Annotated in this window: 17 protein-coding genes and 1 tRNA gene; 2 read left to right on the top strand and 16 right to left on the bottom strand. The window is 62.8% G+C overall.

Annotated elements, in window-relative coordinates; all coding sequences use genetic code 11:
* Positions 1 to 28: 28 nt before the first annotated feature.
* The 12 genes from NUH88_RS18260 to NUH88_RS18205 form a co-directional block, all read right to left on the bottom strand.
* Positions 29 to 865, bottom strand: coding sequence for an FkbM family methyltransferase (locus NUH88_RS18260; RefSeq protein WP_257767906.1), 837 nt, complete (start codon positions 863 to 865; stop codon positions 29 to 31).
* A gap of 162 nt (positions 866 to 1027) precedes the next feature.
* Positions 1028 to 1372, bottom strand: a complete 345-nt coding sequence (locus NUH88_RS18255) for a hypothetical protein (RefSeq protein WP_257767905.1) — start codon at positions 1370 to 1372, stop codon at positions 1028 to 1030.
* Between the two features lie 263 nt (positions 1373 to 1635).
* The gene (guaA, locus tag NUH88_RS18250; protein WP_257767904.1) at positions 1636 to 3186 is read right to left on the bottom strand and encodes a glutamine-hydrolyzing GMP synthase; all 1551 of its coding nucleotides are present in this window, start codon (positions 3184 to 3186) and stop codon (positions 1636 to 1638) included.
* A 90-nt stretch (positions 3187 to 3276) separates the two neighbouring features.
* Positions 3277 to 3855 carry a GNAT family N-acetyltransferase gene (locus NUH88_RS18245; RefSeq protein ID WP_257767903.1) on the bottom strand — a complete coding sequence of 193 codons (579 nt, stop codon included), beginning with the start codon at positions 3853 to 3855 and terminating at the stop codon, positions 3277 to 3279.
* 92 nt (positions 3856 to 3947) lie between these two features.
* Positions 3948 to 5285 (bottom strand): RsmB/NOP family class I SAM-dependent RNA methyltransferase, encoded by a 1338-nt coding sequence (locus NUH88_RS18240; protein WP_257767902.1) that lies wholly within the window; start codon positions 5283 to 5285, stop codon positions 3948 to 3950.
* 47 nt (positions 5286 to 5332) lie between these two features.
* A complete protein-coding gene (gene guaB / locus NUH88_RS18235) occupies positions 5333 to 6793 on the bottom strand; it encodes an IMP dehydrogenase (RefSeq protein ID WP_257767901.1) in 1461 nt (486 codons plus the stop codon).
* Positions 6794 to 6915: 122 nt separating this feature from the next.
* The gene (locus NUH88_RS18230; protein ID WP_257767900.1) at positions 6916 to 7482 is read right to left on the bottom strand and encodes an NADPH-dependent FMN reductase; all 567 of its coding nucleotides are present in this window, start codon (positions 7480 to 7482) and stop codon (positions 6916 to 6918) included.
* Between the two features lie 79 nt (positions 7483 to 7561).
* On the bottom strand, positions 7562 to 7975 hold the full coding sequence (locus NUH88_RS18225; protein ID WP_257767899.1) for a GNAT family N-acetyltransferase: 414 nt from the start codon (positions 7973 to 7975) through the stop codon (positions 7562 to 7564).
* The gene (locus NUH88_RS18220; protein ID WP_257767898.1) at positions 7956 to 8723 is read right to left on the bottom strand and encodes an RlmE family RNA methyltransferase; all 768 of its coding nucleotides are present in this window, start codon (positions 8721 to 8723) and stop codon (positions 7956 to 7958) included. The genes NUH88_RS18225 and NUH88_RS18220 overlap by 20 nt, the downstream gene beginning before the upstream one ends.
* Positions 8724 to 8771: 48 nt before the next feature.
* Positions 8772 to 9845 carry a Ppx/GppA phosphatase family protein gene (locus NUH88_RS18215; RefSeq protein ID WP_257767897.1) on the bottom strand — a complete coding sequence of 358 codons (1074 nt, stop codon included), beginning with the start codon at positions 9843 to 9845 and terminating at the stop codon, positions 8772 to 8774.
* A 206-nt stretch (positions 9846 to 10051) separates the two neighbouring features.
* On the bottom strand, positions 10052 to 11029 hold the full coding sequence (locus tag NUH88_RS18210) for an NAD-dependent epimerase/dehydratase family protein (protein ID WP_257767896.1): 978 nt from the start codon (positions 11027 to 11029) through the stop codon (positions 10052 to 10054).
* A 146-nt stretch (positions 11030 to 11175) separates the two neighbouring features.
* Positions 11176 to 12048, bottom strand: a complete 873-nt coding sequence (locus tag NUH88_RS18205) for an MBL fold metallo-hydrolase (protein ID WP_257767894.1) — start codon at positions 12046 to 12048, stop codon at positions 11176 to 11178.
* A 200-nt stretch (positions 12049 to 12248) separates the two neighbouring features.
* On the opposite strand from NUH88_RS18205, the gene NUH88_RS18200 reads away from it, so the two are divergent.
* Positions 12249 to 12322: transfer RNA gene (locus NUH88_RS18200), tRNA-Gln, on the top strand.
* A 205-nt stretch (positions 12323 to 12527) separates the two neighbouring features.
* On the opposite strand, the gene NUH88_RS18195 is transcribed toward NUH88_RS18200, so the two are convergent.
* Together NUH88_RS18195 and NUH88_RS18190 are read right to left on the bottom strand one after the other, a co-directional pair.
* Entirely contained in the window at positions 12528 to 12704 is a 177-nt protein-coding gene (locus NUH88_RS18195; RefSeq protein WP_257772258.1) for a cupin domain-containing protein, read from the bottom strand.
* Positions 12705 to 12710: 6 nt separating this feature from the next.
* Positions 12711 to 12896, bottom strand: coding sequence for a hypothetical protein (locus NUH88_RS18190; protein ID WP_257767892.1), 186 nt, complete (start codon positions 12894 to 12896; stop codon positions 12711 to 12713).
* 236 nt (positions 12897 to 13132) lie between these two features.
* Here NUH88_RS18190 and NUH88_RS18185 point away from each other — a divergent pair, with 236 nt between their 5' ends.
* Positions 13133 to 15172 carry a methyl-accepting chemotaxis protein gene (locus NUH88_RS18185; RefSeq protein ID WP_257767890.1) on the top strand — a complete coding sequence of 680 codons (2040 nt, stop codon included), beginning with the start codon at positions 13133 to 13135 and terminating at the stop codon, positions 15170 to 15172.
* A 317-nt stretch (positions 15173 to 15489) separates the two neighbouring features.
* On the opposite strand, the gene NUH88_RS18180 is transcribed toward NUH88_RS18185, so the two are convergent.
* Positions 15490 to 17136 (bottom strand): hydantoinase B/oxoprolinase family protein, encoded by a 1647-nt coding sequence (locus NUH88_RS18180; protein ID WP_257767888.1) that lies wholly within the window; start codon positions 17134 to 17136, stop codon positions 15490 to 15492.
* Positions 17137 to 17138: 2 nt separating this feature from the next.
* The gene (locus NUH88_RS18175) at positions 17139 to 19178 is read right to left on the bottom strand and encodes a hydantoinase/oxoprolinase family protein (protein WP_257767887.1); all 2040 of its coding nucleotides are present in this window, start codon (positions 19176 to 19178) and stop codon (positions 17139 to 17141) included.
* Between the last annotated feature and the right edge of the window lie 79 nt (positions 19179 to 19257).

Genomic DNA, 19257 nt, shown 5'->3' with positions numbered 1-19257 from the left:
CGTCGAAATACCGTCGCAATCGCACCGCTCATCCGCCGGGCTGGCTTATCTGCTTGAGCGCTTCTGGGTGCAGAAAGACGAAATTGGAGTAGATGAACATATTGCTGAAAGGATGGGCGGGATTGCGTTCGATAATCCAGTCTGGCAGCAACTGGTAAAGCCGGTAATCGGGAAGCCGCGCTGCGATGCTGTGCATGGTCGACCCAACGAACATGTGGTGCCAATTGAACTCGATCTGAATGGCCTTGGGCCGATAAGCCTCGATCGTTTTTTCCGCTCCCTTCAGGACCTGCTCCTCATAGCCTTCCGTATCGATCTTGATGAAATCGATCCGGTCCGGAGCATTCTCGCCGGAAAAATACTGGTCCAGAGTGACGATTTCGACATCGGCGACCCGGTCGTTTTCCACATAGTGGATCTCCTCGATCTCCTTGGCGAAGGAGCCGAGAAAACTGGAGCTTTCAGAAAAAAAGAAGCTCTTGCGGCCTGTCTCCGCGCCGACGCCCTTAGCAATGATTTCCAGACGCCCGGAGAACTCCTCCGCGAGCGCCCGCAAAGTCGGGGTAAGCGCCGGAGAGGGATCGAACGCATAAACCCTCAATGCAGAATCGCCTTCAAGCAAAGCGCGGCTGTACCCACCGACATTGCAGCCGATATCGACGGCGACCTCGACACCAATCCGGTTCAGGAGCATGTCCCGGAAACTCGCCTCACCGCTCATGCGATCATCGGCGAGATTGTCATATCCCCAAGCACGCAGCGCGAGCCGCAGCATCTTCTCGCCAGTCCCGGCATCACGGAGCATTTCGTCGAATAACCGTTCCGCGCCGCCTTCGATTGAGAGAAGCTCCTTCAGTTTACCCACGCTGCGTAATTTCCTGTTTCTGGAACATGCAAGTCCCTGGACGCCTAGCACAGTCGCGCTCAGGATTCGAGAGAACGTGCCGCCGGATCGCCCCTCTGGTGCCGGTTGGAAAATGCGCCGGTGCGCCGTCTCCGCGAAACCGCCCCGCTCCAGCCATCCGTTTCAGATCGAAGGTTCGCCGCCGTCCGGCCTGTTTTCCGGCTCCTGCAGCCATTCGCGTGCAGCCGCGATGTCATCGAATATGCGGAAGTTTCGGCCGGAGATGCCTTTCTCTCTCATAATCGCGTCATACAGGCGGAGGACCGATTGATCAGGGCCCGGCTTGGCAACAAAAGCCGATTTGTAGGAAACCTTTCCGATTGCCGGGATACGCTCGATGACCGACGCAATCTCGACAGCGTCCGAATATTGCAGCGCCGACAGATCCGCATCGAGGTAATTCCAAAGCGACCGATTCCAGCGGTTCATGTCAGGGGGATTCCGGATCTCCTGCAGGATATCCGTCAACGTGATGGTCCCGGTAAGCGTGACGATCACGAGATTGGCAGCGTCGCAGTATTGGCGGGTAATTTTCCCCGGAATGACTTGCGTCGTCATGGTCCCGCTTGGCTAGATTGGCAACATACCCTTTTACCACAAAACCCGGCGAGACAGCGACGGGCGAGGAATGCCCATCGGGAAAACGTGTTGCCAGTATGGAAGAGCAGGATGCCTTGCGTCCTGCAGACCGGCAGCCGTAGCGAAGCGGCGCAAGCCGCTCCCTCTCAGCCTCACTCCCACTCGATGGTTCCCGGAGGCTTCGAGGTGATGTCGTAAGTTACCCGGTTGATGCCGCGCACCTCGTTGATGATCCGGGTCGAGACCCGGCTCAGGAACTCGTGGTCGAAATGGTAGTAGTCCGCGGTCATGCCGTCGGTCGAGGTGACGGCGCGGAGCGCGCAGGCATAGTCGTAGGTCCGGTAATCGCCCATCACGCCGACCGTGCGGACCGGCAGCAGCACCGCGAAGGCCTGCCAAATCGCGTCGTAGAGCCCGGCATTGCGGATCTCTTCCAGATAGACCGCGTCCGCCTTGCGCAGGATGTCGAGCTTCTCGCGGGTAATGTCGCTGCCCGGAATGCGGATCGCGAGGCCCGGACCGGGGAACGGGTGGCGGCCGACGAGGCTTTCCGGCAGACCGAGCTCACGGCCGAGCTCACGCACCTCGTCCTTGAAAAGCTCGCGCAGCGGCTCGACCAGCTTCAGGTTCATGCGCTCCGGCAGGCCGCCGACATTGTGGTGGCTCTTGATCGTCACGCTCGGACCGCCGGTGAAGGAGACGCTCTCGATCACGTCCGGATAGAGCGTGCCCTGCGCCAGGAACTGGGCGCCCTCGATCTTGTTCGCCTCTTCCTGGAAAACGTCGATGAAAAGCTTGCCGATGGTCTTGCGCTTCGCCTCGGGGTCGGTCTGGCCCGCCAGTTCGCCGAGGAAGAGATCGCTCGCGTCCTTGTGGATCAGCGGGATGTTGTAGTGGTCGCCGAACAGGCGCACGACCTCCTCCGCCTCGCCCTGACGCAACAGACCGTGATCGACGAAGACGCAGGTCAGCTGCTCGCCGATCGCCTCGTGGATCAGCACCGCCGCGACGGAGCTGTCGACGCCGCCGGAGAGGCCGCAGATCACCTTGCCGTCGCCGACCTGATCGCGGATCTGCCGGATCGCCTGTTCCTTGAACGCGCCCATGGTCCAGTCGCCGGCGCAGCCCGCGACCTTGTGCACGAAGTTGGAGAGCAGCGCGGCGCCATGCGGCGTATGCACCACCTCCGGGTGGAACATGGTTGCATAATAGCGCCGCTCGTCGTCGGCAATGACAGCGAAAGGCGCGCCCTCGCTGGAAGCAACGACGCGGAAGCCGTCCGGCAACTCGATCACACGGTCGCCGTGGCTCATCCAGACCTGCTCGCTGGCGCCAACCTCCCAGACCCCGTCGAAGAGGATGCAATTGTCGGTGACGTTCACGTAGGCCCGGCCGAACTCGCGATGGTCCGAGGTCTCGACCCGGCCGCCGAGCTGGTGACAAAGGGTCTGCTGGCCGTAGCAAATACCGAGCACCGGCAAACCGCTCTCAAAGACAAATTCCGGCGCCCTCGGCGTCGCTTCGCCGATCACCGAAGCGGGTCCGCCGGAGAGAATAAAGGCCTTCGCGCCGAAGGCCTCGATCTTATCGACCGGTGTGTTGAAGGGCATGATTTCGCAATAGACCCCGGCTTCGCGCACGCGGCGCGCGATCAGCTGGGTCACCTGACTGCCGAAATCGAGAATGAGGATACGATCGGTCATCGGGCACCATGTGGCTCGGCGGGAAAGAAGCGCAGGAAACTACCCGAAGCGCTGCAGTGCGGCAAGGCCGCACGGGCGCATGGCAGATCCCTACCCCTCGGCACCCGCGAGCCGATCCAGCAAGACCCTGATATCCGGCCAGCGATAGACCGTTTCCTCGGTCTGCGCCCCCATCACGGTACATTCCACCGGCAGATCCGCCGAGCCGCCATGCTTGTCATAGAACGCCACACCGGAGCGATTCGCGCTGAGCACGGTCAGAACGAGAGCACCGAATCCCGCTTCCGCGAGGCTCTCGACCACCCGGCCCATCATGGCCGTCCCGACGCCGAGCCCCTGGAAACTCGGATCGACATAGAGCACATAGATCTCGGCGATCTCGCCAACCTCGTCTCCGGCGGCCTTGATATCCTGCCGGCGCTTCCCGCCTTGGCAGAAGCCGACGATGTGTCCTTCCCATTCTGCAATCTGGAAAAAGCCCGGAACCTGATTCTTCGCGATGGCATTGGACCACTGCGCCGCCGAACGGACAGCGCGCATCTCCAGCAGAATCCGGTCCGGCAGAATGCCGACATAGGCGTCCTGCCAGGTCTCGACCTGCACCTTGGCGATGGCGGCCGCGTCTTTCGCCTCGGCTGGGCGGATCTTGATGTCACGCGGGTCCGGCATGGCTTTCCCTTCAGCGCAATGCTCCCACTCGAATGATAAGTGAGAGATGACGTCGATAAAAAGCCCAAAGGCCGGACAAAGCCGCGACGTATTCACTCGGCGGGAATACGTTCCAGTATTTGCACGAAGAATCCGTCGGTATTGTGGCGATGCGGATAGAGCCGGAGGCGCGATCCCTCGCCCGGGCACGCCCCGCCACCGAGCGGAATGACGGTCTCGTTCCAGACTTCGGCGATATCGAGGCTGCGGAACTCGTCGCCGCGCTCGGCGAGGAAGGCGTCGACCACGCCCTCGTTCTCCTCCGGCAGCAAAGAGCAGGTGACATAGGCAAGACGCCCGCCCGTCTTCACCAGACGCGCGCCGCGCTGCAGGATCACCGCCTGCAACGCCGTCAGCTCCGCCAGATCCTCTTCGGTATAGCGCCAGCGCGCATCCGGGTTCCGGCGCCAGGTACCGGTACCGGAACAGGGGGCGTCGACCATGACCCGATCGAACTTGCCCGCAAGCCGCTTCACGCGGCGGTCGCTGCCTTCCGCCAACTCGTGACGCTCGACATTGTGCAGGCCCGCGCGCCGCGTGCGGACGCCGCAGCGCTCCAGCCGGCCTTTGGAGGTGTCGAGGGCGAGCACGCGCCCCTTGTTTTCCATAAGGCCGCCGAGCACCAGCGTCTTGCCGCCGGCGCCCGCGCAGTAATCCGCGACCTGCATGCCGGGCGCGGCGCCGAGCAGCAGGGCGGCGATCTGCGCCCCTTCGTCCTGGACCTCGATCAGCCCGTCCTTGAACAGCTTCAGAGCGTCAATCGGCTTGCGCTCTTTCGAGCGTAGTCCGAACGGCGAGAACGGAGTCGGTTCCGTCACGAGGCCCTGTTTCTCGAGCCCCTCGCGTACCGCTTCCCGGTCCGCCTTGTGCAATGGGTTGATCCGGAGATCGAACGGCGCTTCCGCGCCCATCGCCAGAAGGGCGGCATCCCGGTCGTCGCCAAGAACCGGCTCAAGACGGTCATAGACCCAGTCCGGGGTCTCGACCCGGACGGACGCCGGCATATCTGGCGAACCGTCGAGCGTCGCGCCCTTGAGAGCCGAGAGCACACGGGTCTCGGTCTCGCCGAACGCTGCCGGCGCGTGACGCTCTCCGGAGAAGAGTTCGCCCGCCGCCTTCGCCGTCAGTTCGTCCGTCAGCAGCAAGTCCGCAAGCACCCGCAGCCGCGCCGTCGGCCGTTCCACGACATTGCTGCGGGACAGGTGCCAGTCGATCCGGGCCAGCCGGCGCAGTATTCCGAAGACGCGCTCGCGGATCGCGTGCCGGTCTTTGGAGCCGGCATAGCGGCGCTGACGGAAATAGCCTTCGAGAACGCGGTCGACCGGACGCGGATCGGCGTCGGCCTCCTCAAGGATCTCGATTGCGGCAAGCAGACGGGCCGCAGGGGTCATGGGACTGTTCTTTCAAAGAGCGCCGGGCGCCGACGGCGCCCGGGGCGTTACATGCTCGGCCGGTAATTCGGCGCTTCGCGGGTGATCGTCACATCGTGGACATGGCTCTCGCGCAGGCCCGCATTGCTGATCTTCAGGAACTTGCAGTTCGCCTGCATGTCCTTGACCGTTCCGTTGCCGGTATAGCCCATCGCTGCCTTCAGACCGCCGATAAGCTGGTGGACGACGGCGGAGACCGGTCCCTTGTACGGTACCTGGCCCTCGATCCCTTCCGGGACGAGCTTCAGATTATCGGAAACCTCTTCCTGGAAATAACGGTCCGCCGACCCCCGTGCCATCGCGCCGAGCGAACCCATGCCGCGATAGGCCTTATAGGAACGACCCTGGTAGAGATAAACCTCGCCCGGGCTCTCGTCGGTACCGGCGAAGAGCGAGCCGATCATCGCGCAATCCGCGCCGGCCGCGATCGCCTTGGCGAGATCGCCGGAATACTTGATGCCCCCGTCGGAGATCACCGGGACACCGGCTTTGTGACAGGCTTCCAGCGCGCCGGTGATGGCGGTGAGCTGCGGCACGCCGACGCCGGCGACCATACGGGTGGTGCAAATCGAGCCGGGTCCGATGCCGACCTTGACCGCATCAGCGCCCGCGTCGATCAGTGCCTGCGCGCCGTCCCGGGTGGCGACGTTGCCGGCGATGATCTGCGTCCGGTTGCTGAGCTTACGAATTTCGTCGACAGAACGCAGCACGCCCTGGGAATGACCGTGGGCCGTGTCGACAACAATGATGTCGACCTCGGCATCGACCAGGGCCTCGGCACGGATGATGCCGTCATTGCCGGTTCCCGTCGCAGCGGCGACCCGCAGACGCCCCTTCTCGTCCTTGCAGGCGTTCGGATGGCTCTGCGCCTTGTCCATGTCCTTCACGGTGATCAGGCCGATGCATTTGTGATCGCCGTCCACCACCAGCAGCTTCTCGATCCGGTGCTTGTGCAGCAGGCTCCGCGCTTCCTCCGGCGTGACGTCTTCGCGCACCGTGATCACCTTCTTGGTCATCAGGTCCTTGACCGGCTGGCTGAGATCCGTTGCGAAGCGCACGTCGCGGTGCGTCAGGATGCCGACCAGTCTACCGGTCTTCGCCTTGACCACGGGAATGCCGCTGATCTTGAAGCGCGTCATCAGTGCCATCGCGTCCGCGAGGCTCTGCTCCGGCGCGATCGTGACCGGGTTCACCACCATCCCGGCCTCGAACTTCTTCACCGCCCGGACTTCGTCCGCCTGCCGCGCAGCGTCCATGTTCTTGTGGATCACGCCGAGACCGCCGAGCTGTGCCATGGCGATAGCGAGCTGACTTTCCGTCACCGTATCCATCGCCGCGGAGACGACGGGGATCCCGAGACGGATCGAGCGGGTAAGCTGTGTGGACGTGTCGACCTGGGCCGGGAGAACCGACGAGTGAGCCGGTTCGAGAAGGACGTCGTCGAAGGTCAGGGCTTCGCGGATATCCATGGTGCCTCCGTTTGCTGCGGTGGCACGGCCCTATAACACCGCCCCCCGGGACTGCCAAGCGAGAAGTGGCGGCCGTATCGTGACGATTGTGCAACGCTGCCATGCGGCGTCACCGCAGTGACCTACCCGGCGGCAGCCACCAGACGCGCTGCAAGGGAATCGAGTCCCTTCTGCGCCGTATCGTCGGCAAGGTCGCCATCGGCGCTGAAGGCACTGCCCGCCGCCGGTACGGTGACGAACCCCTGGACCGGCACACAGCCAAGCTCGCAAAGGCAATCGCGCAGCCGCGGGATCACGCGCACGCCGCCAAGTCGGCCCGGCGAGGCCGCCATAATTGCGACATGCTTGGATTTCAGCACATCCTCAGGACCGCCTTTATCCGACTTCCGCGACACCCAGCTGAAGGTATTGACCAGGAGCGGCGGCACGAAGCCGTTATATTCCGGCGTCGCAATCATCAGCCCGTCATGCTCGGCGATCATCCTCTTCAGGATGAGGATGTTCTCCGGCAGGCCATGCTCGGCCTCATCGTCACCATGATAGATCGGGGCCGGATAATCGTTGAGGTCGATCAGCGCCGCGTCGCCGCCCGCCCGGCGGACGGCCGCCGCTCCGGCCGATGCGAGTTTCTTATTGAGGGAAGCTTCGCGCGCGCTACCGGCGAAAACCAGGATCTTGGCCTTGCTCATGAATACTGTTCCTTAGCGGATCGGAGAATCGGTCTCGGATGGGAATCTAGAAGATGCAGCGCGAACGGCGCGTGGCAAGTCAGATGTCGCGGGAAAGGTAAAAGCGGCTGTTCCCGCTCGGGTAATCGAGCGTCCCGAAAACGGTAAACCCGAGCGCTTCGTAGAAATCACGCGCTTGAAAATCGTATGTGTCCAGAAGGATCCGGCTGGCGCCCAGCCGGCGGCCCTCGGCGATGACGGCATCGACGATATGCCGGCCCGTTCCTCCACCTCGCAATTCGCCATCCAGCCAGAGTGTCGAGACTTCGACCACGCCCAGATTGACCCGCGCGCCCGCACCGCCACGCAAGCCGTTATCCGCATCGCGGATCTCGACAGTGAAATAACGGCTGCCCCAGTCGGACCGCTCGCGGTTGAAGGCCACCAGCCGTTGATCGAGCTCGTAGAGACCGTCGGTTTCGCCGTCGACGACGTTAACCGTCAGATCCGTCATCCTCGTCCTCCGCCACTGCGTCTTGATTTCGCTCGCTCTCGGGCAATCCCCGAAACCCCGTACAAACGACATAGGCTTCCGGCGATTCCGGACGGCTCGCCGCGGGTTTCGCGTGACGCACCGCGCTAAAGGCGAGCTTCATGCGCCGGAGCATCTCCTGCTCGCTCCCGCCCTTGAAGACCTTGGCGACGAAAGTTCCGCCCTCGGCCAGCACTTCGACGGCGAATTCGAACGCAGCCTCGCAGAGCGCGGCGGTCCGCAGGTGATCGGTGGGCGCGTGGCCGGTCGTCGAAGCAGCCATGTCGCTCAGCACCACATCGACCGGACCGTCCATCCGGGCACGCAGCGCGGCCAGCCCCTCGTCGGTCATGAAATCGCCCTGGAAGAGATCCGCGCCGGGGACCGGCTCCATCTCAAGCAGATCAATGCCGACGACCGTTCCCTTCCCCTTGTCGGCGCCGACAGCGGGGACCGCGATCTGCGTCCAGCCACCTGGCGCGGCGCCGAGATCGACAACCTTCTGGCCCGGTTTCAGAAAGCGGAATTTCTCGTCGAGCTGCAGCAGCTTGAAGGCTGCGCGGGAGCGGTAGCCGAGCTTTTGCGCCTCGGCCACATAGGGGTCGTTGAGCTGACGCCGGAGCCAGCGCTGCGAGGAAGGTTTATGCCGGCGCGCATTCTTGAGCTCGACGCTGGTCATCCGGGACCCAGAGCCGCGCCCGCCGCGCCGTCCGCCGCGTTTGTTCGTCATGGCCGCCTTAGTGCGCCGGAAGCGGCGGCGGCGTCAAGCGGCCGGGAGCTAATGGCCCGCCGCGCGCTCAAGCAAATCGAACAAAATTCCTTCGCGAAGCCCCCGGTCGGCCACCCGGAGCCGGCCCACGGGCCACCGCTCGCAGATCCCTTGAAGGATGGCACACCCGGCAACCACGAGGTCCGCGCGTTCCTGTCCTATACAGGGCATCGCCGCGCGTTCGTCGAACCCGACGGACGCGAGCCGCTCGGCGATCTCCTCCATCTCCCCAAAATCGAGATAGGTGCCGTCCACCCGATCCCGGTCGTAGCGCCGCAGCCTCATGCGGATGCCGGCAAGCGTGGTCACGGTCCCGGAGGTTCCGACCATCTGCACGGCACCGTCCCGGATCGCCGCGCCGATGTCGAAACGGGCCTCGAAGGCGTCGAGGGCAGACCGGGATTCGTCCACCATCCGCCGATAGGTGGCCCGATCGAACCGGTCGCCGCCATGGCGCTCCGCAAGCGTCACGACGCCGAACGGCAGAGAAATCGCATCCAGAGCGCCCCTTCCGTTGCGCCGGGTTTCCCTTTCTTCACGCCGATGCCAGACGAGTTCGGTGCTCCCACCCCCGATATCGAAAACCAGCGCGTTTGGAATTTCCGGATCGAATAGCGGTACACAGCCGGCAAGCGCCAGCTCGGCTTCCTCGCGCGTCGAGATGATTTCGATGTCGAGTTCGGTTTCGGCCGCAACCCTCTCAAGGAAGTCGTCGCAATTGCGGGCCTGGCGGCACGCCTCCGTCGCCACGACACGGGACAGCGTCACTTTCCGTTTTGCCATCTTGCGGGCGCAGATCTTCAAGGCCTGGAGCGTTCGCTCCATCGCGTCCTCGGAGAGCTTCCGGTGTTTCTGCAGGCCCTGCCCGAGGCGCACGATGCGGGAAAATGCGTCAATGACCCGAAATCCCGAACCGGACGGGACCGCAATCAGCAGTCGGCAATTGTTGGTGCCTAAATCGAGGGCCGCCAGAACAGGCTCCTGGCCTGCCCCGTTGGAACGGCGGACAGCGCCGTTCGACGGTTTCGGGGCCGAGCTCCGCGAAAGTGCCCGCGTAAACTCTCCCCGCCCCTGATCGTTCACCGTCGAACGACCTCCCCGGCGTATCGACGTCGATCGGCCGGCGGACATGGTGATTCACCCAAAATTTTGCGCCTTCGGATTTACCGTCGGCTGTTTCAACGATGAGTGTAGTCACATTGACTTGGCTTGCCTACTGCCGGAGACGCCGCACGATTTCATTTTCTCTTGAATGCGCCGGATCCAGAACGGACAGGAGGCACAGACGCTCAGGCCGCGTCCGCTTCGCCGCTGTCGACCCGCCCGGCGATCCAGCGGTAGGTCGAGACAAGCCCATCGCGCAGCGGTGCCGCCGGTGCCCAGCCGAGCTCACGGCCGATAAGCGCATTGTCCGAATTGCGTCCTCGCACCCCGACCGGTCCCGGGACGTGTTTGCGGCGCAGCGTCTTGCCTGCGATCTCGCTGGTCATGTCCACCAGCCGGTTGATGCTGACCATCTCGTCCGAACCGATATTCACCGGTCCGGCGAAGTCCGAGCGTGTCAGGCGCAACACACCGTCGAGACACTCGTCGATATAGAGGAAAGAGCGTGTCTGCTCCCCGTCGCCCCAGATCTCGATTTCGCCACCGTCGCGCGCCTCGGCGACCTTCCGGCAGATCGCGGCAGGCGCCTTCTCGCGGCCGTCGTTCCAGGATCCTTCCGGGCCGAATATGTTGTGGAACCGGGCGATCCGCATCTCCAGCCCGAAATTCCGCGCGAAGGAGAGAAACATCCGCTCGCTGAACAGTTTTTCCCAGCCGTATTCGCTGTCGGGATTTGCCGGATAGGCGCTGTCTTCCCTGCAATTCGGATCTTGCGGATCGGTCTGGTTCTCACGCGGATAAATGCAGGCCGACGAGGAATAGAAGATCCGGCGAATCCCCCTCTTGGCGGCCGCATCGGCGACATTCAGATTGATCATCGCCGAGTTGTGCATGATCTCGGCGTCATGTGCGCCGGTAAATACGAAACCCGCACCGCCCATATCGGCGGCAAGCTGGTAGACCTCGTCGAACGGACGGTCCAACGCGTCACGCACATTGGCCGGCTCGCGCAGATCCGCGATTACAAACTCATCGGCCGCGGAAGGGCTATAGCGCGGATACTTCAGATCCACGCCGCGAACCCAGCACCCTTCGCTCTTCAGGCGCGTCACCAGGTGACTTCCGATAAACCCGCCGGCGCCCAGCACGAGGACCTGCTTCATGACCGTTAACCCTTGACTTCCGCCATCTCCGAGAAGCACTCAGGAGATATACGGCATTTTCGCTAAAATCGAGTCAAAGGGTTATATTCGCCTAAAGTTTATAAAGTATGAATAAACCCGCATTCAGACGCGGGAGATTCAAGAAATCAGGCCTCAAAAGCCCAGGATTCCGGGATCAGCCGATAGCCATCCCCGGCCCCCACGATGTGAGCGAAACCTGGGAAATGATGGTGCATACCCGCGACCAAGAGCCGGTCGGCAGCCGCCATGTCGAGCGCCCGGCGGCGCGCGGCGATCGCGGCCTGCTGGTCGGAGTCCATCGCCATCGCGACACCGGGATGGCGGACCTGAATATCGGGAACATGAAAGATATCGCCCCAGATCAGCAAGGCCTCCCCGTCCGACTCGACGAGATAGCCTGTATGACCCGGCGTGTGCCCGTGGAGCGGCACCGCGCTGACCCCGGGGAAGCTGTCCTTGCCGGGCGACTTGCGGCGGTCCTGATAAGGCGCGATCTGGCGCCGCGCCTCGTCGAAATAGCGGGTCTGCTTGCTTTCATCGACCCGTGACCGGGCACCGTCGTCGAACCAGTGGTCGACATCCTTTTCCTCGACCACGATCTCGGCCGCCGGAAACAGCCTTTCGCCGCCGGGCGAAGTCAGCCCGTTCGAATGGTCCGGATGCATGTGGGTCAGAAGGACGGTGTCCACGTCGCCCGGCGCGAGGTCCAGGCTCGCGAGCAACGAAGCCAGCTTGCCGAGCTTCGGCCCCATCGTGTCGCCGGCGCCGGTATCGACGAGCGCGGTCCGGTCACCGGATTGCAGCAGGAAGCAATTGACCGAAATGCGCGGCGGCGTCGGGCGGAACTCGGCCTTGAGGATCGCTTCGGCCTCCGCCTCCTCAATTCCTGTCAGGGCCGCGAAAGGCGCCTCGACAAAACCGTCACAGATTGCCGTGACCAAGACCTCCCCGATCCGCCGGCGATAGAGCGCCGGCACTTGTCCCGACATCGCTTCCATGCCCAGTCCTCCGCTATTGCATCTTTCTTGTTCCCGCTACGAATCTAAGCTCGGGATCCAGGGAGGTCGAGCATCCACGGCCGGGAATCCCGGTCTGCGGAAACACCGAGCGTAAAGTCGAAAATTCGCTCTTGCCATCGCCCGGCAAGATAGCTAGTTTCCGGCCCCTGCCGCGAGCGCGCACCGCGCGCCGGTCCCGTTGGGGGATAGTTTAACGGTAGAACAGCGGACTCTGACTCCGTCAGTCCTGGTTCGAATCCAGGTCCCCCAGCCATTCTCCGAAATCGACTATTCAAGCGGCAAGTACGAGACAATCCCTTCAACTCGCATCAAGCCCAGATACCTGCGCATCCTGTTGCCGTTTTTCCGCCACATCGCTTAGTGGGCCGACGATGCGGTGGCGGCAGTTCCAGCCAATGACGCAGAAGAATTCGCCGTGGCTGCTTACGGGCAGCCACACCACCAAGACGCCAGCCGGCTCAGCTCGCGACGACCCAGATCTTTCGAACCGTCTCCAGAGTCTGCCAGTTGCCGCAGAAACCGGGCTTCATGATGAAGCTGTCTCCGGCGGCGTATTCCCGGATCTCGCCGCCGTCTTCGGTCAGGCGCAGGCGTCCGGAAAGAATATAGCAAAACTCGAAATTTTCGCCCTTGATCGCGCGTTAAGTCCCCGGCGTCGCCTCCCAGATCCCGGTACGGACCGAGCCCCATTTGCCGGATTCGGCGAGCGCGGAGTCGAGCTCCCAGGTCCGGAAGACGGGATTGCCCTCCACGCGGCGCTCGGGCAGCGGGTTGCTTTCGTTCGGCGCGAAAGTCGGAGAGAGTGTGAGGGGCACTAGATTGGTCATTGGATAATCAGTTGATTGGGAACAAAAACAGTCACTAACGGAGCATCGCCCAACTGCCCTCGCAAAAGCCACCGAAAGCTTTTCCGGGGCGACTTTGCGTGCCGAAATCGAGCCCGACTTCCACATCCACCGCGGACGGGTTTACGGAATTCAGGGGCGCCGACATATCGTGTGAACGCCACCTCGAAATCTGCTACGTCGATACGCTTGGAAATTTTTGACGCGGTTCATCGGCGATGAAGTTCAAACACAAGATCATGGGTGCGTTGCTGGCGGCAGGCATCCTGCCCATGACCGTAAGCTCCGTGTTCGATATCTCCCGCATGTACACCATGGCTGAAGATGCGGCTCGCGCGGAAATCGTCTCGGTTGTCGGCCTCAAGAAAGAGATGGTCGAAACCTACTTCGGAACTCTTCTCAGCATTGCCCGCACGCTCGCGATCAACCCGGTGGTCACGGATGCGACGCAGGCTTTCACGGCCGCTGTTGACGAACTCGATTCATCCCAGGACGTGACCGTGCGACCCGGGAAACTGAAGCAGCGTTATCTCTATCAACAGGAAAACACGACCGGGGCAACGCCGGCCGATCTGGACCGGTGGATGAAGATCGACCCGGTTTCGGAGAAGCTACAACACCTTTATATTTCAGGAAATCCCGAGAAAATCGGGGAGAAACATCTCCTCATGACCGCTGGCGATACGAGTCGATACTCAAGTCTCCATGCGGCCTATCACCCGTATTTCAAAGCATATCTGGAAGAGTTCGAATTCTACGACATCTTTCTGTTCGAGCCCAAGAAAGGCCGTATCGTCTACTCCGTCTTCAAAGAGCTCGATTACGGTACATCCTTCGTCGACGGTCCTTACAGCTCCTCGGCGTTTGGACAGGCTGTTCAAAAGATTATTCAAGATCAGTCGGACGACCTTGTCTTTGTCGATTTCGAGCCCTACGAGCCCTCATACAATCAGGATGCCTCTTTCCTGCTGGCGCCTCTTAAGGACAAGGGCAAATTGATCGGCATCATTGCCTTCCAGATGCCTGTCGACCGCATAAACGCGATCGTGAACAAGGAGGTTGCCGGCTTCGACACGGCCGAAACCATCCTCATCGGGTCAACCGGTCAATTGCGGTCAGTCCCGGAAAACGCCGGGGATCTCGCCATCGGTTCCACTGTGTCCAGCGACGTCGTAACGCAGGCCCTCGGCAGCACGGACGGTCTGCTCGCCGCGAAAGATCACATCGGCGTTCCTGTCATCGCCGGGTTCGAGCAGGTCAGCCTTCCCGGACTCGACTGGAAAATCATCCTCTCCGTCTCTGAAGAAGAAGCGATGGCGGATGCCAATGCCTCGATCCAGAGCGCCCTTGTCACTCTTGGCGGGTTCGGCCTGATTATCCTGGTCTGCGGCTACGGACTGGGCGTTCTCCTGCTACGCCCGGTTCAGGCACTCGGCAGGGATTTTCGAGAGATCGTCGTCGGCGCGATGAATGGCCTGCATGGAGCGTCGGGACGGTCCAAGCGCGCAGCGGAATCGATGGTCGTGGCGGCGGAAGAAACAAGCCGACAGGGCTCTGTCGTCAAAGAAAACTCGGTTGCCGCCGCTCAGAACGTCTCCGATGTCGCTGCCGCGATGGATCAGATGGCGTCCTCGATTCAGGAGATCGTCAAAGGCGTCACCAAGACCTCCAGCCTCACGGACGATACGTCCGAAAGGGCCGATGTGGCGACGTCTTCGCTTCAGCACCTGGAAACCGCCGCCAAACGCATCACCGGTGTGGTGACGCTTATTAGAGAAATCGCCAACAAGACGAACCTGCTCGCCCTGAACGCCTCCATCGAAGCAGCACGGGCCGGGGAAGCCGGACGCGGATTTGCCGTTGTCGCCGAAGAGGTCAGAAAGCTCGCGGCCCAGACGACCAGTTCCACCGAGGAAATCGGGATAGAAGTCGACAGCGTCACCAAGGCCGTGCAGGACAATGTTTCCGCCATTCGCGGGATCACAGAGGCAATCGCGCTTGTCCGTGACCAGGCAACGGCAATGTCGACCGCCGCCGAAGAACAAGGGGCCGTAACGTCGGGGATTACCGGAAGCATGTCCGATACCGCTCAGCGCGTATCGGCCGTCGACCAAAATATCGGAGGCGTTGAATCAGCGTCGGCAGACGCGGCGGCGGCTGCCAGAGACGTGATGGAACAGATGCGAAATGTCGATGAGGCCGAAGAGAAGGTAACCGAAGCAATCGACGCTTTCCTGGAGAAATTCAAAAAGATCTGAACCTCTCCAGAGTCACCTAAAGCGTACGCTGCCCCCTCCCGGGTCGGACAGAGATGGCACGCGAGCATCATTCGCCAAACACCGCATGCGCAGCCACCTCTACGAAAACGAGCGATACGAGATTGATCTGAAAAGATTTGCGCTCTGCCCGTCCGGCCTGACGCACACCGTGATACAAGGGTGTAGCGCATGGACGCCGCGACGCCGCCACCTACCTCATCAGGCCCGGTCGCAGCTCTGGGTTTCGGGCCGGACCAGGCGGCTCATCCTGGGTGACCATGGTCGAACAAGCGACGTAGCCCACCCCAACCCGGCGATTACTCCCGTCCGAGCCGCCGGTCTTCGTCGATCAGCTTGGGGTCGCGATCCGCAACCGGACCATAACCGCCGCCGCCCGGGGTCTTGACGCGGACCCTGTCGCCCGCCTTGAGCGGAATGTCCTGCTCTTTCGAGAGATGCTTGGGGATGTATCTCGCGCCATCGCGCCAGACCTCGACAACGTTCGGCGCGCCGTCCGCACCGCCAAGCGCGCCTTGGGGTCCGAAGCGGCCGTGATCCATCACGAAACTCGCCCGCGCGTCGCCGCGCCGCAGCTCGATCTCATAGTCGAGACCGAGGCCGCCGCGATGTCGGCCGGCGCCGCCCGAGCCTTCGCGCAGAGCATAGCGGTGATAGAGTACGGGGAAATTTTGTTCCATGATCTCGATCGGCGGCGCCTTCGAGATACCGATCGTCGAGCAGCCGTTGGAGAGACCGTCATGGTCGGCATTGCCGCCATAGCCTCCGCCGGAGAGCTGGTACATCACGAAGTCCCTGCCCTGCTCCGGGTCGTGGCCGCCAAGCGCGAAATTTCCGCTGGTGCCGGCCGGTGCCGCAGTCACCCGGCGCGGCAGGGCCTCGACCAGCGCCGCGAAGACAGCCTCGGCAATGCGCTGGCTGACTTCGGCGGCGCAACCGGAAACCGGGCGCGGATAACGGGCGTCGAGGAAGGTCCCCTCCGGCCGGATGACCTCGAGCGGCACGAAGGCGCCCGCGCTGATCGGCACTTCCGGGAAGATGTGGCGCATGGCCAGATAGACCGAGGAAAGCGTGGTCGCCAGGACCGAGTTCATCGGGCCGAGACAAGGCGGACTTGACTCCGAGAAGTCGAAACGCAGGTGACCCGGCGTCTTCTCGACTTGCAGCTTGATTGCCAGCGGCTCGTTCACGACCCCGTCGCTGTCGACCCAGGCGGTCGAGCTGTAGGTGCCGTCCGGGATCTCGTCGATCAGAGTGCGCATCTGCGTCTCGGCCCGGACGCGCAAATCGGCAATCGCCTCGCGGACCACATCGTCGCCATAGCGGTCCAGCAGCGCGTTCAGCCGCTCCTCGCCGACCGCAAGCGCGGCCGCCTGCGCCTTCACATCGCCGATCCGCTGATCCGCGACGCGGATATTCGAGCAGATGATGGAATAGATTTCCCGGTCGAGGACGCCCTCCTTGAAGAGCCTGACCGGCGGCAGGCGCAGCCCTTCCTGCTCCACCGCCGTCGCAGAGGCGGAAAAACCGCCCGGAACAGCACCCCCGGTATCCGGCCAGTGTCCGGTATTCGAGAGCCAGCAGAAGATCTCGCCGTTCCGGTAAAACGGACGGGCGAAGCGGACATCCATGAGATGGGTTCCGCCGAGATAGGGATCGTTGACGATATAGACGTCGTCCGGCTTCGGTGCCGGAGCGGTGCCCGCCGCGATCATCTCGATCAGCGTCCGCGTGGAATACTGCATGGTCCCGACAAAGACCGGCAGGCCGCCGGCGCCCTGGGCGATCAGGGAGCCGTCGTCAGCGGCATAGATCCCGTCGGAGCGGTCGTTCGCCTCGGCGATCACCGGCGAGAAGGCGGCGCGCGAGAAACTGAGATCCATCTCGTCGCAGACTTGCTGCAAACCGGCCTGGATTACAGAGAGCGTAATGGGGTCGATGCTCATGATTACGCTCCGATATGGATAATAAGATTGCCGTCCGTCGCACCTTCGACCCGGTCTCCGGGCGGCACGAGCGTGGTGCAATCCAGTTGTTCGATCAGCGCCGGCCCCTGGAGACGGACGTCAGCCGGGAGCGTTTCCCGCCGGTAGATCGGAGTCTTGTATGCCGTTCCGTCGAAGGTCACTGTACGCGTCCCGACGGGAACGGCTTCCGCCGCACGGCCAGCAGGGTCGATCAGCCCTGAAAGATCCACTGGATCCCGCTTGCCGATGACCGAGCAGTTGAGATTTACGACAACGGCGGTGATATCCGCCAGCTCGACCTTGAAGCGCGTCCAGTATTCCTTCTCGAAGCGGCTCCTCAATTCCTCGCGGCTCGGGGTTCCGTTTTCAAGCGGCACGCGCACAACGTGGCTCTGCCCCTTGAACTGCATCTCCACGCTGAACTCCTTCTGAATTTCGCGAATGGAAATGCGCTCGCGCGCAAGCGCGTCGGTCCCCGCCCTCACTTGCTGCTCGAAGATGTCATGAAGGTGGTCGATGTCGATGAGATCTACCGGCGTGTTGACGGTCTGGACAAAGTCGTGGCGGAGATCCGCGACAACGCAGCCGAGAGCGTTCGTGATACCCGGACGGGCCGGGATAAGAACCCGGGGCACGCCAAGCTCCCGCGCCAGCGCGGCCGCGTGCAGCGGGCCCGCGCCGCCGAAAGCGAAAAGCGCGAAATCGCGCGGATCGGCCCCAAGGGAGAGCGACACCATGCGGATGGCGCCCGCCATCTTGGCATTTGCCATGCGGATAACAGCTTCGGCGGCGGCGATCGCATCTACCCCGAGCGGTTCGCCGAGCTCGCGCAGGAAGATATCCTCGACCGTCTCGCGGGTGATACCGCCCTCGACCGAATTCAGCCGGCCCGGATCGAGCCGGCCGAGCAGGAGGTTGGCGTCGGAGATCGTCGGCCTTGTGCCGCCGCGCCCGTAGCAGATCGGCCCCGGCTTCGCGCCGGCGCTTTCGGGGCCAACTTCGAGCAGACCCGCCGCATTGACGAAAGCGATCGAACCGCCGCCCGCCCCGACCGTCCGGACATCGACCATCGGGACATGGATCGGCATCGCATATTCGATCTCGATCTCGTTTGAAACCGGCGGATTTCCGCCCCGGATCAGGGCAACGTCCGTGGAGGTGCCGCCCATGTCGTAGGTCAGAAGGTTCTCCTCGCCCGCGCGTCGGCCGGTATAGGCCGCCGCCATCACGCCCGAGGCCGGGCCTGACATCACGGTCTTGGCGGCTGCACTGGAGACCATGCGGGAGGAAACCATGCCGCCATTGCCGTTCATCACCAGCACGTCGCCGGCATAGCCCTTGTCGGCGAGTTCGTTCCGGAGCCGGGCGATATAGACCTCAAGAATCGGCTGGACCGAGGCATTCACCGCCGCCGTCACGCCGCGCTCGAACTCGCGGGTTTCCGACAGGAGATCGTGCCCCATGGTGATGTATCCGTTGGGCCAGAACTCGGCCGCGATTTCCGCCGTCCGGCGCTCGTGGTCCGGGTTGGCATAGGCATGGAGGAAATGGATGACCAGAGCCTCGCAGCCAAGCTCCAGCAGGCGCTCTACCGCGGCCCGCACCGCATCCTCGTCAAGCGGCGTCACGACCGCGCCGGAGGCGTCCATCCGCTCGGGGACCTCGAGCCGGAGATCGCGCGGGATAATCGGGCGGAAGACGCCCTTCATGCCGTAAGCCTGGGGACGGGTGCGCCGTCCAAGTTCCAGGATATCCCGGAAACCGGCGGTCGTGATCAGCCCGGTTTTCGCCAGTTTGCGCTCAAGCACCGCATTGGTGGTGGTCGTCGTCCCATGCACGATCAGATCGACCGCACGCGGGTCCGCGCCAGCTTCCGCGATGGCGTTCAGGACGCCATAAGCCTGATTTTCAAGGGTGGTAGCCGTCTTGGCCAGCCGGATACCACCCATATCCGGATCCAGCATGACAAGATCCGTGAAAGTACCGCCGACATCGACGCCGATGATTCCGCCTTTGGTCAAGACCCCGCCCGCCACTGTTTGTCGCTGCAAGCCGCAGATTGCAGTTTGTTTGTATACAAATAAAACCGTGGCGGGCGAC

Origin of the sequence: Nisaea acidiphila (assembly GCF_024662015.1) — a bacterium.
Classification (GTDB): Bacteria; Pseudomonadota; Alphaproteobacteria; order Thalassobaculales; family Thalassobaculaceae; genus Nisaea; species Nisaea acidiphila.
The sequence above is the reverse complement of the archived record's forward strand: the minus strand, read 5'-3'. Positions and strand labels throughout refer to the sequence as shown.

Bases quoted from the DNA above. Each gene is read 5' to 3' on its own strand.
- NUH88_RS18210 (WP_257767896.1), bottom strand. From the start codon at position 11,029: ATGAAGCAGGTCCTCGTGCTGGGCGCCGGCGGGTTTATCGGAAGTCAC.
- NUH88_RS18220 (WP_257767898.1), bottom strand. From the start codon at position 8,723: ATGACGAACAAACGCGGCGGACGGCGCGGCGGGCGCGGCTCTGGGTCC.
- NUH88_RS18190 (WP_257767892.1), bottom strand. From the start codon at position 12,896: ATGACCAATCTAGTGCCCCTCACACTCTCTCCGACTTTCGCGCCGAAC.
- guaB (WP_257767901.1), bottom strand. From the start codon at position 6,793: ATGGATATCCGCGAAGCCCTGACCTTCGACGACGTCCTTCTCGAACCG.
- NUH88_RS18245 (WP_257767903.1), bottom strand. From the start codon at position 3,855: ATGCCGGACCCGCGTGACATCAAGATCCGCCCAGCCGAGGCGAAAGAC.
- NUH88_RS18185 (WP_257767890.1), top strand. From the start codon at position 13,133: ATGAAGTTCAAACACAAGATCATGGGTGCGTTGCTGGCGGCAGGCATC.
- NUH88_RS18225 (WP_257767899.1), bottom strand. From the start codon at position 7,975: ATGACGGATCTGACGGTTAACGTCGTCGACGGCGAAACCGACGGTCTC.
- NUH88_RS18230 (WP_257767900.1), bottom strand. From the start codon at position 7,482: ATGAGCAAGGCCAAGATCCTGGTTTTCGCCGGTAGCGCGCGCGAAGCT.
- NUH88_RS18180 (WP_257767888.1), bottom strand. From the start codon at position 17,136: ATGAGCATCGACCCCATTACGCTCTCTGTAATCCAGGCCGGTTTGCAG.
- guaA (WP_257767904.1), bottom strand. From the start codon at position 3,186: ATGACCGATCGTATCCTCATTCTCGATTTCGGCAGTCAGGTGACCCAG.
- NUH88_RS18240 (WP_257767902.1), bottom strand. From the start codon at position 5,285: ATGACCCCTGCGGCCCGTCTGCTTGCCGCAATCGAGATCCTTGAGGAG.
- NUH88_RS18205 (WP_257767894.1), bottom strand. From the start codon at position 12,048: ATGGAAGCGATGTCGGGACAAGTGCCGGCGCTCTATCGCCGGCGGATC.